The organism is Mesorhizobium sp. M1217, assembly GCF_040318275.1.
Taxonomy (GTDB): Bacteria; Pseudomonadota; Alphaproteobacteria; order Rhizobiales; family Rhizobiaceae; genus Mesorhizobium.
In genome coordinates, this window is sequence record NZ_JAMYMA010000005.1 from 97,172 (window position 1) to 111,870 (window position 14,699).

17 protein-coding genes are annotated in these 14,699 nt (G+C 63.1%); 3 read left to right on the plus strand and 14 right to left on the minus strand.

The genetic code is table 11. From position 1 onward, the window contains the following. Nucleotides 1–4: 4 nt before the first annotated feature. From NKH37_RS10030 to NKH37_RS10055, 6 genes are all read right to left on the minus strand, one after another. Entirely contained in the window at nt 5–775 is a 771-nt protein-coding gene (locus NKH37_RS10030; RefSeq protein ID WP_353005792.1) for an L-iditol 2-dehydrogenase, read from the minus strand. Beyond that, nucleotides 772–1,776, minus strand: coding sequence for an ABC transporter ATP-binding protein (locus NKH37_RS10035; protein ID WP_352525832.1), 1,005 nt, complete (start codon nt 1,774–1,776; stop codon nt 772–774). The genes NKH37_RS10030 and NKH37_RS10035 overlap by 4 nt, the downstream gene beginning before the upstream one ends. A 51-nt stretch (nt 1,777–1,827) precedes the next feature. Beyond that, the gene (locus tag NKH37_RS10040; RefSeq protein ID WP_353005791.1) at nt 1,828–2,652 is read right to left on the minus strand and encodes a carbohydrate ABC transporter permease; all 825 of its coding nucleotides are present in this window, start codon (nt 2,650–2,652) and stop codon (nt 1,828–1,830) included. Nucleotides 2,653–2,663: 11 nt separating this feature from the next. Beyond that, on the minus strand, nt 2,664–3,536 hold the full coding sequence (locus tag NKH37_RS10045) for a carbohydrate ABC transporter permease (protein WP_353005790.1): 873 nt from the start codon (nt 3,534–3,536) through the stop codon (nt 2,664–2,666). Between the two features lie 113 nt (nt 3,537–3,649). Beyond that, on the minus strand, nt 3,650–4,960 hold the full coding sequence (locus NKH37_RS10050; RefSeq protein ID WP_352846872.1) for an ABC transporter substrate-binding protein: 1,311 nt from the start codon (nt 4,958–4,960) through the stop codon (nt 3,650–3,652). 214 nt (nt 4,961–5,174) lie between these two features. After that, the gene (locus tag NKH37_RS10055) at nt 5,175–6,086 is read right to left on the minus strand and encodes a LysR substrate-binding domain-containing protein (protein WP_353005789.1); all 912 of its coding nucleotides are present in this window, start codon (nt 6,084–6,086) and stop codon (nt 5,175–5,177) included. A 110-nt stretch (nt 6,087–6,196) separates the two neighbouring features. On the opposite strand from NKH37_RS10055, the gene NKH37_RS10060 reads away from it, so the two are divergent. Next, nucleotides 6,197–6,382: a hypothetical protein gene (locus NKH37_RS10060; protein ID WP_352846868.1), complete on the plus strand. Its 186-nt coding sequence runs from the start codon at nt 6,197–6,199 to the stop codon at nt 6,380–6,382. Between the two features lie 75 nt (nt 6,383–6,457). Here NKH37_RS10060 and NKH37_RS10065 read toward each other — a convergent pair whose 3' ends face one another. Next, complete coding sequence (locus tag NKH37_RS10065) at nt 6,458–7,417, minus strand: sugar-binding transcriptional regulator (protein ID WP_353005788.1); 960 nt, start codon at nt 7,415–7,417, stop codon at nt 6,458–6,460. Between the two features lie 360 nt (nt 7,418–7,777). Between NKH37_RS10065 and NKH37_RS10070 the strand changes: the two genes are divergently transcribed. Next, nucleotides 7,778–8,410: an HAD family hydrolase gene (locus tag NKH37_RS10070; protein ID WP_352852147.1), complete on the plus strand. Its 633-nt coding sequence runs from the start codon at nt 7,778–7,780 to the stop codon at nt 8,408–8,410. A 111-nt stretch (nt 8,411–8,521) separates the two neighbouring features. Here the strand turns inward: NKH37_RS10070 and NKH37_RS10075 are convergent, their stop codons facing one another. From NKH37_RS10075 to ureC, 7 genes are all read right to left on the minus strand, one after another. After that, complete coding sequence (locus tag NKH37_RS10075) at nt 8,522–9,289, minus strand: class II aldolase and adducin N-terminal domain-containing protein (RefSeq protein WP_352791971.1); 768 nt, start codon at nt 9,287–9,289, stop codon at nt 8,522–8,524. Between the two features lie 86 nt (nt 9,290–9,375). Beyond that, nucleotides 9,376–10,017, minus strand: coding sequence for an urease accessory protein UreG (ureG, locus tag NKH37_RS10080; protein ID WP_352791970.1), 642 nt, complete (start codon nt 10,015–10,017; stop codon nt 9,376–9,378). Next, entirely contained in the window at nt 10,014–10,454 is a 441-nt protein-coding gene (locus tag NKH37_RS10085) for a DUF3995 domain-containing protein (RefSeq protein ID WP_023722538.1), read from the minus strand. The genes ureG and NKH37_RS10085 overlap by 4 nt, the downstream gene beginning before the upstream one ends. Further along, a complete protein-coding gene (locus NKH37_RS10090) occupies nt 10,451–11,122 on the minus strand; it encodes an urease accessory protein UreF (RefSeq protein ID WP_352495055.1) in 672 nt (223 codons plus the stop codon). The genes NKH37_RS10085 and NKH37_RS10090 overlap by 4 nt, the downstream gene beginning before the upstream one ends. Further along, on the minus strand, nt 11,115–11,699 hold the full coding sequence (locus NKH37_RS10095) for an urease accessory protein UreE (RefSeq protein WP_023722540.1): 585 nt from the start codon (nt 11,697–11,699) through the stop codon (nt 11,115–11,117). Before NKH37_RS10095 ends, NKH37_RS10090 begins: the two co-directional genes overlap by 8 nt. Before the next feature lie 56 nt (nt 11,700–11,755). Beyond that, nucleotides 11,756–12,349, minus strand: coding sequence for a hypothetical protein (locus NKH37_RS10100; protein ID WP_023722541.1), 594 nt, complete (start codon nt 12,347–12,349; stop codon nt 11,756–11,758). Nucleotides 12,350–12,396: 47 nt separating this feature from the next. Beyond that, nucleotides 12,397–14,109, minus strand: a complete 1,713-nt coding sequence (gene ureC / locus NKH37_RS10105; protein WP_502895920.1) for an urease subunit alpha — start codon at nt 14,107–14,109, stop codon at nt 12,397–12,399. 179 nt (nt 14,110–14,288) lie between these two features. On the opposite strand from ureC, the gene NKH37_RS10110 reads away from it, so the two are divergent. Beyond that, on the plus strand, nt 14,289–14,672 hold the full coding sequence (locus NKH37_RS10110; protein ID WP_023722543.1) for a hypothetical protein: 384 nt from the start codon (nt 14,289–14,291) through the stop codon (nt 14,670–14,672). Nucleotides 14,673–14,699: the final 27 nt, after the last annotated feature.

The following is a 14,699-nucleotide window of genomic DNA, read 5'->3' on the forward strand; positions in this document are numbered from 1 at the left end:
CCCCTCAACTCATCCACTGGCCGCCATCGACATTGTAGGTCTGGGCAACGATGTATTCGGCCTCATCGCTGGCCAGGAACACCGCCATGCCGGTGAGGTCTTGCGCCGTGCCCATGCGGCCATAAGGCACGGCTTCGCCGACCAGCCTCTTCTTTTCGCCTTTCGGCCGGTTCTCGAACTTGGCGAACAGGGCATCGACGTGATCCCAATGCTCGCCGTCGACGACCCCCGGTGCTATCGCGTTGACATTGATGCCGTGCTTGATCAGGTCCAGCCCTGCCGACTGGGTGAGCGAGATGACCGCCGCCTTGGTGGCGCAGTAGACGGCGACCAGTGCCTCGCCGCGGCGCCCGGCCTGGCTTGCCATATTGATGATCTTGCCGCCCTTGCCGCGCGCGATCATCGAACGGGCCGCAGCCTGAAGCGTAAACAGTGTGCCGGCGACGTTGACCGAGAACAATTTGTCGTAGCTTGCCTTGCTGATCTCGACGATCGGCGCCAGGTCGAACAGCGCAGCGTTGTTGATCAAAATATCGAGGCCGCCGGTTCTGGTTTCGACCGCCTTGACAGCCGCATCTATCGACGCGAGATCGGTGACGTCCAACTTCACCGCGTAGGCGTTGCCGCCGATTTCCGAAGCCGTCTTCTCGGCAGCCTCGAGATTGATGTCGCCGATGGCGACGGTCGCGCCCTCCCGCATGTAGGCTTCGGCAAACGCCCTGCCGATGCCGCGCGCCGATCCGGTGATCAGCGCCGATTTACTCTTCAGCCTCATTGCACCATCGCCTTTCCGTCGGCGCCGAAGCGATGCAGCTTGGCCTGATCCGGCGTCAGATAGATCGTGTCGCCGTGATGGACGGCCAGTTCGCCGTCGGCGCGCACCGTCAGCGGACCGACGCCGTCGGCTTGCACATGCAAAAATGTGTCGGAGCCAAGATGCTCGGCGACGCCGACCGTCGCCTTCCAGTCGCCTGATGTCTTTGAGATATTCATGTGCTCGGGACGGATGCCGACGGTTTTGGCGCCATATTTGGCTGCCGGCGCGCCTTCGAGCAGATTCATCTTCGGCGAGCCGATGAAACCGGCGACGAACAGGTTCTTCGGCGTCTTGTAGAGCTCCATCGGCGAGCCGACCTGCTCGATATTGCCGGCGTTGAGCACGACGATCTTGTCGGCCATGGTCATCGCCTCGATCTGGTCGTGGGTGACGTAGACCATGGTCGTCTTGAGCTGGTGATGCAGCTCGCTGATCTCCAGCCGCATGGTGCCGCGCAGCGCCGCGTCGAGATTGGACAACGGTTCGTCGAACAGGAAGGCCGATGGCTGGCGCACGATGGCGCGGCCGATGGCGACGCGCTGTCGCTGGCCGCCGGAAAGCTGGCCGGGGCGGCGATCGAGATAGTTGGTGAGGTTCAAGATCCGCGCGGCGTCCTTCACCTTCTTGTCGATGGTCGCCTTGTCCTCGCCCGCCATCTTCAGCGGGAAAGCGATGTTCTTGGCCACCGTCATGTGCGGGTAGAGCGCATAGGACTGGAACACCATGGCCAGCTTGCGCTTGGCCGGCGCCTCACCGGTGACGTCGCGGCCATCGATGTTGATGGTGCCGCCGCTAGTGTCCTCCAGGCCGGCAATCAGACGCAACAGCGTGGACTTGCCGCAGCCCGACGGGCCGACAAAGACGACGAACTCGCCATTCTCGATGACCAAATCGAGGCCGGGGATGATGGACGTTGCCCCGAAGGATTTGGAGACGTTCTTGAGCGTGATGTTTCCCATGATTTCCTCCCCCGAAGGGCTATTTCGTCGTTTTGCGTCAGGCAGTTTCCGTTACTTAACTGCCCCAAATGTCAGGCCGCGGACCAGCTGCTTCTGGCTGAACCAGCCCATGATCAGGATCGGCGCGATCGCCAGCGTCGAGGCGGCCGAAAGCTTGGCCCAGAACAGCCCCTGCGGACTGGAGAAGGAGCTGATGAAGGCGGTGAGCGGCGCTGCCTCAGTGGTGGTCAGCCGGATCGTCCAGAACGCCTCGTTCCAGGCGAGAATGATGTTGAGCAGCATGGTCGAGGCGATGCCCGGCACCGCCATCGGCGTCAGCACGTAGATGATCTCGTTCCAGAGCGATGCGCCGTCCATGCGCGCCGCTTCCAGGATCTCTCCCGGGATCTCGCGGAAGTAGGTGTAGAGCATCCAGACCACGATCGGCAGGTTGATCAGCATCAGCATGACCATCAGGCCAATGCGGCTGTCGAGCAGGCCGGTGTCGCGGAAGATCAGATAGATCGGGAACAGCACCGCGACGGCAGGCATCATCTTGGTGGAAAGCATCCACATCAGGATGTCCTTGGTGCGTTTGCTCGGCGAAAACGCCATCGACCATGCCGCCGGTACGGCGACAAGCAGAGCCAGGACGGTCGAGCCGACCGACAGGAACACCGAGTTCAGGAAGAATTTGAAATAACCGTTCTGCGCCTGGACCTCGGAATAGCTCTCCGTGGTTCCCGACGGGAACAGGTTGAAGCCCTGGATGGCCTCCTGCTCCGATTTGAACGAAGTGATGATCGTATAGAGGATCGGGAAGAAGATCAGTAGCGCGACGATCCAGGCGGCCGCGGTCGCAATCGTCTTGTGCTGGTTGGTGACTGCACGTGCCATCGTTTCCTCCCTTATTTATCCAAATTCTTGCCGACGGCGCGCATAGCGAAGAAGGCGACGATGTTGGCGAGAATGACTGCAATGATACCGCCGGCGGACGCCTGGCCGATTTTGAACTCCAGCAACGCCTTCTGATAGACGAGGAAGGGCAGGTTGGTGGAGGCATAACCCGGGCCGCCATTGGTGGTGACGAGGATCTCGGCATAGACCGACAGCAGGAAGATGGTCTGGATCAGGATGACCACAGTTATGGCGCGCGACATATGCGGCAGCGTCAAATAGATGAAGCGGCTGATGAAGCCGGCGCCGTCCATTTCGGCGGCTTCCTTCTGCTCGCCGTCGAGCGACTGAAGCGCGGTCAACAGGATCAGCGTCGCAAACGGCAGCCACTGCCAGGCGACGATGATGACGATGGCCAAAAGCGGGTGCTGCCCGAACCAGTCGATCGGCTGCCCGCCGAAGAAGCGCGCAATATCGGCGAAGACGCCGTATTGCGGATGCATGATCATGTTCTTCCAGACCAGTGCCGCCACCGGCGGCATGACGAAGAACGGCGAGATGACGAGGATGCGGACGATGCCCTGTCCCCACATCGGCTGATCGAGCAGAAGGGCCAGCAAGATACCGCCGATCACCGTGATCAAAAGCACGCTGACGACGATGGTGAGCGTGTTGAGGATCGACTGCAGGAATGCCGGGTTGGAATAGAACAGCGCGTAGTTCGAAAACCCGACGAAGCCGTCGCGCATCGGATTGAGCGGATTGTACTGTTGGAAGGAGAACCACAGCGTGAATGCCAGCGGTACAATCATCCAAACCAGCAGCAGCACCACGGATGGCGCCATCATGAAGCGGGCAAGCGAACGGGTCTGCTGAGTAGCCATGACGGTCACCCTTCGAGGTCAGCCAAGTTTTCAGCGGTGTGATAGCCGGCCGCCCGAACTGGGATTCGGGCGGCCGTTGCCGGTCGCCATTGGCAACCGGCACCGGGAGGAGCCTACTTGATGTAACCGCCCTCGGTCATCGTCGCGGTGGCGGCGTCCTGCGCCTGTTTCAGGGCATCGTCGACGCTCGACTGGCCGGCAAGTGCCGCCGAGAAGAGCTGGCCGACAGTGGTGCCGAGGCCCTGGAACTCAGGAATGGCGACGAACTGGACGCCGACATAGGGCACCGGCTTGACGGTCGGATGCGTCGGATCGGCGGAGTTGATCGAGTCCAGCGTCATCTTGGCGAAAGGTGCTGCCTTCTGGTACTCAGGATTGGCATAAAGCGAGGTGCGTGTGCCCGGAGGAGCGCTGGCCCAGCCTAGCTTGGAGGCGACGAGCTCGGAGTAATGCTTGCTGGTCGCCCACGATACGAACTTTTCGGCGGCGTCGGCCTTCTGGGTGCCGGCGGGAATGGCCAGCGACCAGGCCCACAGCCAGTTGCCGCGCTTGCCGAGGCCATTGTCCGGCGCCAGCGCATAGCTAACCTTGTCGGCGACCTTCGAACTCTTCGGATCGGAGACCATGGATGCGGCGACCGTAGCGTCGATCCACATGCCGCATTTGCCCTGCTGGAACAGCGCCAGGTTTTCGTTGAAGCCATTCGACGATGCACCCTCGGGGCCGTCGGCCTTCATCAGGTCGACATAGAACTGCAGCGTGTTCTTCCATTCGGGCTGGTCGAATTGCGGCTTCCAGTTCTCGTCGAACCAGCGCGCGCCGAACGAGTTCGACATGGCGGTCAGGAAGGCCATGTTCTCGCCCCAGCCGGCCTTGCCGCGCAGGCAGACGCCGTTCACGCCGTTGGCGCGGTCGGTCATCTTGTCGGCGGCCTGCTTGATGAAGTCCCAGGTCGGTGCATCGGGCATCTTGAGCCCGGCCTTTTCCATCAGGTCCTTGCGGTACATGACGAAGGAGCTCTCGCCATAGAACGGCGCTGCATAGAGCTTGCCGTCGACCGACAGACCGCCAGCGATGGCCGGCAGGATGTCCTTGGCGTCGTAGTCGTCGCCGAGTTTATCGAGCGGCAGGAGCCAGCTCTGCTTGGCCCAGATCGGCACTTCATAGGTGCCGATGGTCATCACGTCATACTGGCCGCCCTTGGTGGCGATGTCGGTGGTGACGCGCTCGCGCAGCACGTTCTCTTCGAGCGTGACCCAGTTGAGCGTGACGTCGGGGTTCGCCTTGGTGAAGTCGTCCGTCAGCGTCTGCATGCGGATCATATCGGCATTGTTGACGGTGGCGATGGTGATGGATTCGGCATGCGCGGCGAAAGCAAGTGCGCTGGCCGACAACAGGCCTAGGGTGAACGTGCGAAGTTTCATCAAAATTCCTCCCATAAACCAAGATGAGCATTTGCCTTGGCTGTGAGCAATTACTCACTTGCGATGAATTATGTCAAGACGGATTCGTTGCTGCAGCGCAGCACGCCGGGTCTCGTGCAGCGGCAAGCCTGGGACGTTTGCGGCATGTCTGACGAAGGATTCGGCCGGGCGGATTGGGCCCGGCGCTTTGCTATCGGGCTTGCTGGGATTCAGCCTACTGGCAAGCGATCTCGCTCAGGATCCAATCGCGGAAGGCGCGGATCTTCGGCACGTTGCGTCGTGCCGTCGGATAGACCAGCCAATAGGCGTGGCCGTCGTCACCGACCAGATCAAAGGGCTGGATCAGGCGGCCGTCGGCAAGTTCGGTCTTGAACAGCGCCTTGGTAACGATCGCCACGCCGTGGCCGGCAATCGCGGCATTGGCCTCGTAGGCCTGCGCGCCCATGCTGGTGCCGGGACGCTTGGCCAGCTCCTCGACCGGCAGGCCGGCGACGGCAAACCAGTCCCGCCACCAGATGTCACCCGGGTCGAGGATCGGCAGCCGCAGCAGGTCGGCCGGCTCCTTGACGCCGCCGATGCTTGCCGCGAGCTTTGGACTAAGGACCGGCGTGAAATCGGCCCTGAAAAGCATATGGGTCTCGACGCCCGACCAGTTGCCGCCGCCGGAGCGGATGGCGATGTCGATATCCTCTCTGGCAAAGTCGACAACCCTGTTCGAAGTGTCGACGCGCACCGCCAGCGACGGATGCGCGACCTGGAACGAGCCGAGATGCTGCGCCAGCCAATTGGAGGCAAAGGTCAGCAGCGTCGAAACGCAAAGCACGCCGTCGGCGCCGGTGCGCGCGGCGGCATAGGCGCCGCTCAACAGCGCGAACGCCTCGCTGACCGCGGGCGCCAAGCGCTGGCCGGGTTCGGTCAGCACGATCTGTTTTGGCTGGCGCAAGAACAGGGGCGCGCCGATGCGCTCCTCCAGAAGCTTGATCTGATAGCTTGCCGCCGCCTGCGTCATGCCAAGCTCCTGGGCGGCCTTGGTGAACGAGAGATGCCGCGCCACCGCCTCGAACACCCGGATCGCCTGAAGCGGAGGAAGCTGCGAAACCAGCTGTCGTGAATTGAGCTCCGGCATAAGCCCTCCTTATGGGCAGTGATCGACGTTTGATTGGCGGCACCGGCCGGTCCTACCGATATTCCGTATTGAAGATCAATTACGCGTAGAGATAGCGAAGGCTGACGATCATGACCACAATACAGGAAAAGCTGCTTCTTGCTCCAGCCCATGGCTGGTTTTCACGGTTGGCGCGGGGATTGGCAGGGCACGCGGCGCGGAAACGGGGCTATCTCGACGTCCGGGAGCTCCCGCCGCATCTGCAGCGCGACATGGGCTTTCTCGACGGCAACGATCCTTGCGGCCGGCACCAGTAGTGACGCTCGTTTTATCGGGGATTCAGATGCGTTTCGATTTCACATGATCGTTTCCGACCGCCAGCGGCTCGGAGATCATGCGCCCGCCAGCAAGGCGGCGGCGGTCCGCTCATCGGTGATGAGGCCGTTGACCAGCCGCCGGTTGACGGCGGCGAAGATGCCCGGCAGCTTGCGGTCGCCCATGGCAAGCGCGATCACCAGCGACTTTTCGCGCGACGGCAGCGGCGCCGACGACACCCGGTCGTTGGTGATGCTCTCGATCATGCGGCCGTCGCGGTCGAACACCCAGCCGACGATCTCGGCGACGCCGCCGGCCTTCTGCAGCGCCTTCAATTCACCCTCCGAAATGAAGCCGTCCTCGTAAAGCGGCGCCTTCGGGCCGAGATCGCCGATGCCGACAAAGGTGACGTCGGCCTCGGCCGCAAGCGCCAGTGTCGGCTGGATCATCGGCTGGCTGAGCAGCATCTCGCGCTCCTCGGGCGAGGAGGCGATGACCGGCAAAGGCATCGGAAACGAGCGCGCCTTGACCCTGTCGGCCATGGTGAAGATCACGTTGTAGAAGGCGGCCGAGCCGTCCGGCGAGATGTTGCCGGTCAGCGACACCACCTTGTGCTGCGGGCATTCCATCGGCGGCAGCTGCTCGATCGCCGCCTTCAGCGTGCGGCCGGTGCCGATCGCCATGACGATCGGCGTCGGCGACCGCAGCCGCCGCTCGATCTCGGCCGCCGCCGCCTCGGCGACGCCGATGACGGTGGAGGACGAAGACGGGTCGCTCGGCACCACCTCGACCAGATCAAGCGCAAAGCGCGATTTCAGCCGTGCCGCAAGGTCGAGGCAATTGGCGATCGGATGGTCGACGCGCACCTTGATCAACCCTTCGGAGACTGCGAGCGACACCAGCCGCTGCGCCGTCTGCCGGGAGATGCCAAGCGTGGCGGCGATCTGGTCCTGGGTGTTGCCGGCAACGTAATAGAGCCAGCCGGCGCGCGCCGCGTCGTCCAGCCTGTTGCCGCCGCTATCCTGCCGCGAATTCAAGGTCCTGCCTCCCAGCCCGCCGAGCATGAGAGGCGGAGCACCATAGTTTCGCAGGGAATGAGGTTGTGCGCAATTGCCTATTGGAAGAGCAATTGCTTAAGGTCCGGACTTGGTGCTTCGAGCGAAGTGACGGGGCCGACCTAGTCTCGTCGCAACAGCAAGGCTGTCGAGGTCGCACCAATCTCGGTTCCAAAGCGCGACGTGTTCGATCGGCCTCATGCGATCCGCTTTAGATTCTTTTTTATGCATGTCGTTATCACAAAACCGCTGCACACTTTTGCGCGACATGCATTAGCGGGGACGCGGCGGTTTATCTCCCACGCTAAACGCTTTAAGGGATTTTGGAGAATGGAGCCTTGCATGACGCCGAAAGCGGTTTTCTGGGATATGGACGGCACGCTGGTCGACAGCGAGCCGCTGCACGAGGCGGCGCTGATTGCGGCGCTGCACAGCGTCGGCATCGCGCCGCCGGCCGACCTGCACGAGCGGGTGCTCGGCATCGCCGCATGGCCGGTCTACGAAATGCTGCGCGACGAGTTCGGCCTCGACCTGCCTTTCGACGACTGGATCGTGCGTAAATACGATCACTATCTGCCGATGGCGCAAACGCTGACGCCTCGCAGCGGCGCGATCGAGATTTTCAATGAGCTGCGCGCGCTTGGCGTGCCGCAAGCGGTGGTGTCCAACTCGGACAGGCTGATCGTCGATGCCAATCTGCGCGCCGTAGGCCTCGTCTATCCCGGTATGAAGACGGTCAGCCGCAACGACGTGCGCGAAGGCAAGCCGCACGCCGAACCTTTCCTGCGCGCCGCCTGGCTGGCCGACGTCGATCCCGCCGAGGCCGTGGCGGTCGACGACAGCGTGACGGGCGCCACGGCGGGGCTGGCAGCGGGAATGAAAACGATCTTCTGGCCAGAGGTGCCCATGGAAGGGCCGCCGGGGGCGATTGTCATCAACGGCGCCGACGAATTGCGGGCTCATTTGGGGCTGTAAGCTTGGCTGAAAAGGCCGCCGCAAGCTAGACTTCCTGCAACGCCGATGATTGGCGAAACCAGCGATAACAGCGTCCTTCTCCCCGTCATTGTACGGGGAGAAGGGCGCAGCTCAGTACCGGTAGACAGGCTCCTGCTCGTCGAGGATAGCCTTCAGTTCGGAGAGGTGGCGTTCGGCCTGGCCGGGATAGTCTTCCTGTTCCCTTGCCGCTTTCTCTGCGATCTCATCCGACAGTACCCGCAGCGGCCGGCCGGTCCACAGCGCCTTGATATAGGTTTCGGCGGCGCGCTCGAAATAGAACATGCGGTTGAAGGTGTCGGCGACGCTGTCGCCGATGACCAGCACGCCATGGTTGCCCATCACCATCACCTTGACCTTCGGGTCGACAAGAAGCTGCGAGCAGCGCTCGCCCTCTTCCTCGAGGGCCAGCCCGCCATAATGAGCGTCGACGACATGGCGGTTGAAGAAGATCGCCGAGTTCTGGTCGACCGGCGGCAGCGTCGAGTCGGCGAGCGAGGCAAGCACGGTGGCGTGGATCGAGTGGACATGCATGACGCAGCGCGCATGACGCACGTTGCGATGGATGGCGCGGTGCAGGCCCCATGCCGTCGGGTCGGGCGCATTCGGGCCTGTCAGCGTGTCGGGATCATTGGCGTCGATCAAAAGCAGGTCGCTCGCCTTGATGCGCGAAAAATGCACCTGGTTAGGGTTCATCAGGAATTGCGAGCCATCGTCGTTGACCGCCAGCGAGAAATGGTTGGCCACCGCCTCGTGCATGTTGAGCCGCGCCGTCCAGCGGAAGGCGCAAGCGAGGTCGACGCGCTCCTCATAGAACGGCAGGTTGGTCAGCACTTCCTTCTGCAGGCGCGTGATGCTCATCGTATGTCTCCGCGAATGGAGCGAGCATGCCGCGCGGCTGGAACACCCGCAACCGATTTCGTTTGGTGCAGGCGAGCACTGTCGCCTTACGCCGCCGTGCTGGCGGCGGCGCCGACCCTTAGGCCGCCATGCTCGACGATAAAATCGATGACCTCCTGCAGCCCCTTGCCGCGCGACAGATCGGTGAAACCGAACGGCCGCTTGCCGCGCATGCGGGCGGCGTCGCTCTCCATGACATCGAGATTGACGTTCACATAGGGCGCAAGGTCGCTCTTGTTGATGACCAGGAAATCGGACCGGGTGATCGCCGGTCCGCCCTTGCGCGGAATCTCCTCGCCCTGGCAAACCGAGATGACATAGAGCGTCAGGTCGGCAAGGTCCGGCGAGAAGGTGGCGGCGAGGTTGTCGCCGCCCGATTCGATGAAGATGATGTCGAGATCCGGGAATTTTTTGGTCATTTCGGCAATCGCCTGCAGATTGATCGAGGCGTCCTCGCGGATGGCGGTGTGCGGGCAGCCGCCGGTCTCGACGCCGATGATGCGATCTTCGGGCAGCGCCTGGAGGCGCGCCAGCATCATGGCGTCCTCCTTGGTGTAGATGTCGTTGGTGACGACGGCGATCGAGAACTCGTCGCGCAGCGCCTTGCAGAGCTTTTCGGTGAGCGTCGTCTTGCCGGAGCCGACCGGACCGCCGATGCCGATGCGAAGAGGGCCGTTCGGGGATATCATGCGGGGAACTCCGTGAAGGCAAGGATGGCGAAGCCGAGGCCGATCAGCAGGCACAGCGGCGAATAATAACGCAGATCGAGCCGCGCGAAAGGTTGCTCGGGCGTCAGCCGGCGCCACCACGGCGTGAAGCCGGCAATGCCGCGCGCCAGGAAAACCAGCGCGATGAGCAGCGACGTGGCGGCAAGCCCGGCCTTGGGAAAGGGCGTGGCAAAGATGCCCTCGAGCGCCATCGGCCACAGTGTCGCCAGGCCGAGGCAGGCGGCAACGGCGAAGCTGGCGAAGGGCGCCGGCATTTCGTCGACGCCATGAAAGCCGATGACGGCGCGGGCGCAGGAGGCAGCATCCCTGCCCGGCCAGATGCCGCCAATGGCCCAATAGACATGCAGCGCGGTGATCAGCAGCAGAACCAGCGAGAGGGCGAAAGCGAGGACGATCATGAGCGGAACAGCCGCGAATACTGGGTCTCGTGCCTACTCGCCGTGATGTCGGAGATAAAAGCGCAGCCGCCGAGATCGTCGAGCGTCGAGCCGGTAGCGCGGGCCGCGGTCGCCAAGGCCAGCGGCTCGAAGCCGGCGAGCAGCGTCATCGCAGCACTCTGGCCGACGACACCGAGCCGGATCGCTGCCTGGACGAGGTTGGAAAAGAAGGCCTGCAGGAAGGCGCCCAGCGCGTCCCGCAGCATAAATCCGTGGCCGCCGGCGACGGCACCGACGGCGACGCAATAGGCACATTCGGCCGGCAGGCGGTCCAGCACCTGGCACGGCCAGGCCGAGGCCGCCTTCAGGAAGGCGGCGCCCTGCAGCATGGTTTCGGCATGACGCTCGCGCGAGCCGGCTAAGGCCTCGCCGAGCGCAGCGACCTCGACGAGATCGCCGGCTTCGCGCGCCCGGCGCCAGCTTTCGGCAAACAGCACCGCATCGTTCCAGCCGGAACCCATCTCGACCAGCGTTTCCAGCCACGCGGCGAGGTCTTTGCTGTCGGCAACCAGCCCGGCATGCACGGCTTGTTCCAGGCCATGGCTGTAGGAAAAGCCGCCGACCGGGAAGGAAGGCGACAGCCACGCCATCAGCCGCAACAATGCAATGTTGGAAGGCTGGTCAGTCATGGTCATGGTCGTGCGAATGGCTGTGGGAATGCGATTCGCTATGGCTATGAGAATGCGCTTCGGCGTGGCTGTGCGTATGCGCCTCGGCATGAGCATGGCCGTGCCCGCCATGGCCGGAATAAGCGCCGCGCACCGGCTTGAACGGCTCGGAGACGTCGCTCACAATGGCGCCCAATCCCTCCAGCATCGCCTTGATGACATGGTCGCGCAGGATGAGGATGCGCCCAGCTTCGATTGCGGCGGCGAGATGGCGGTTGCCGATGTGCCAGGCAAGCTCGGCCAGATGGACAGGATCGCTGGCCCTGATGTCATAGAGCGGCTCCTCGGCCGCGATGATCTCGATTTGGCGGCCATCCTCCAGCACCAGCCGGTCACCATGGTTCAACGTCACCGGTTCGGGCAGGTCGACCAGCACCTTGTCGCTACGGGCCGTTTCGATGGCGCGACGGCGCAGATGCCGCTCGTCATGAGCAAGCACCGCACGGTCGTATGGCGTGGCAGTTCCGGCTTCGCCTGCGGCCAGGACGGAGACGGCGCGCGGGAATTTGGTGAAGTCGGTGCGAATATCGAGCTTCATGTAAGACTGCCTTTCGCAAAAAGCCTAGACTATCCGGTCCGCCGCCCCAATGGGGCTCAGACGATCGTGTCGAAGAGCCGCAGGATGAACGATATCTGATAGACGAGCGCGCCGGCGACAAAGGCGATGTGAAAGCGGCGGTCGCGCAGCAGGATCGCAATGACGCAAAGCGCGACGAAAACCGGCGTGCGGATCAGATATTCGATGCCGAAATGGGCGAAATGCTCCGGCCCTTTCAGCAGCGTGTCGATCACGTCGAGCAGATAGGTCGCCGCCAGCAGGCCGAAGAACCAGGCCCGGCGCGAATAAAAGAAATCCTCATAGCTGGTGTAGTCCAGCATCGAATCCGGGAACAGCAGCGCGCAGAGCAGGAACAGCGCGACGGCGTAGAAGATGATGAACAGGTATTTGCCGAAGGTCCAATTCTCGATCTGGAACAGGCCGAACTCCCACCACCAGAAATGCACCAGCATCAGAAGCACCGACGCAACCCAGGCGAGGTGCACGGGATAGAGCCGGTACTGGCCGGGATGCTGGACGATGCGGGCGAGCCCCGACAGCAGCCGTGTGACGCCAAGGCCGATCACCATGCCCAGGACAATGCGGATATGCGGGAAAATGTCGTGGGCGTAAGGGAGTTGCTGGTCCATAGGCCTGGCGCGGCATGTTCTACATCGGTCGTTCTAACGCCTATGGTTCAGAACAGGAAGTAGCGTTGCGCCATCGGCAGCACGGTGGCCGGCTCGCAGGTGAGCAACTCGCCGTCGGCGCGGACCTCGTAGGTCTCGGGGTCGACCTCGACATGCGGCGTGGCGTCGTTGAGCACCATCGAATGCTTGCCGATGCCGCCGCGGGTATTCTCGACCGCCACCATCTGCTTGTCGACACCGAGCCTGCCGCGCAGGCCGGCGTCGAGCGCGGCTTTCGAAACGAAGGTCACCGACGAATTGGTCATCGCCTTGCCATAGGCGCCGAACATCGGCCGATAGTGCATCGGCTGCGGCGTCGGGATCGAGGCGTTGGGATCGCCCATCGGGGCGGCGGCGATCATGCCGCCGATCAGCACCATGTCCGGCTTGACGCCGAAAAAGGCGGGGTTCCACAACACGAGGTCGGCGCGTTTTCCCACCGCCACCGAGCCAATGTCCTTCGACAGGCCATGCGCGATGGCCGGATTGATGGTGTATTTGGCGATGTAGCGGCGGACGCGGAAATTGTCGTTGTCGCCGGTCTCCTGCGGCAGCGAACCGCGCTGGCGCTTCATCTTGTCGGCGGTCTGCCAGGTGCGGATCGCGACTTCGCCGACGCGGCCCATGGCCTGGCTGTCCGACGAGATGATCGAGAAGGCGCCGATGTCGTGCAGAATGTCTTCGGCGGCGATGGTTTCCTTGCGGATGCGGCTTTCGGCAAAGGCGATATCTTCGGGGATCGACGGCGACAGATGGTGACAGACCATCAGCATGTCGAGGTGTTCGGCCAGCGTGTTGACCGTGTAGGGGCGGGTCGGATTGGTCGAGGACGGAATGACGTTGGGCAGGCCGCAGACCTTGATGATATCAGGTGCGTGGCCGCCGCCGGCGCCTTCGGTGTGGAAGGCATGGATGGTGCGGCCCTTGATCGCCGCCACCGTGTTTTCGACGAAGCCGGACTCGTTCAGCGTGTCGGTGTGGATCATGACCTGCACGTCGTAATCGTCGGCGACCGACAGGCAGCAGTCGATTGCAGCCGGTGTCGTGCCCCAGTCCTCATGCAGCTTCAGCGAGCAGGCGCCGGCGAGCACCATCTCCTCGAGCGCGGCAGGCAGCGACGCGTTGCCCTTGCCCGACAGGCCGATATTCATCGGGAAGGCATCGAAAGACTGGATCATGCGTGCCAGATGCCACGGGCCAGGCGTGCAGGTGGTGGCCAGCGTACCGTGCGCCGGGCCGGTGCCGCCGCCGAGCATGGTGGTGATGCCCGACATCAGCGCTTCCTCGATCTGCTGCGGGCAGATGAAGTGGATATGCGCGTCGAAGCCGCCGGCGGTCAGGATCTTGCCCTCGCCGGCGATGATCTCGGTGCCGGGGCCGATGATGATGGTGACGCCGCCTTGAGTATCCGGATTGCCGGCCTTGCCGATCGCGGCGATACGGCCGTCCCTGAGGCCGATATCTGCCTTGACGATACCGGCGGTGGCATCGACGACCAGCGCATTGGTGATGACGGTGTCGACCGCGCCTTGCGCGCGCGAAACCTGGCTCTGGCCCATGCCATCGCGGATGACCTTGCCGCCGCCGAATTTCACCTCCTCACCGTAAAGGGTGAGATCCTTTTCGACCTCGATGAACAGTTCGGTGTCGGCGAGCCGGACCTTGTCGCCAACGGTCGGGCCGTACATCTGCGCATAGGCGGCGCGGGTGATTTTAGCCATCAGCAATTGCTCCCGAAATACAGCCCGAAAATACCGCTTGTCGAAGCCGGGACCCACATTGCCGCCATCCTATGGTCACGCAATGACCCGCTGAGCGACACTTTCCGATCCCATTTGGCGGTTGAGGTGGGCGGGCCACCCCAAAACGACCATTTGCCAATCGATGGAAAGGAACATCCATGCGCAAAACGACCCTTCTGGCAGCCGCCGCCACGCTGGTGCTCGCAACCGCCGCCAGCGCCCAGCAACAGCCTGCGCAGCAGCCCAGTCCGGCGCCGGCCGCTCCTGCTCCTGCCGCGCCCGGGGCGCAGCCGCAGGCGCCCACCATTCAGGCGATCAATGTCGTCGATATCAAGGATCTGCCGGCGGATACTCAAGCCAAGGTCAACGAGGTGATCGCTAAGCGCAGCGATGCCGATTTGCAGAAGCTGCGCGGCTCGATCGACGCGACACCGGAGGTCAAGTCCGCGCTCGAAGCGAAAGGACTCACCTCGGCGCAGGTGATCGCCGCCAGCATGAGCACCAATGGCGCGCTGACGCTGATCACCAAGAAAGCCAGCTGACGAGGCGAGGCGGCGGGCCGGCGCCCG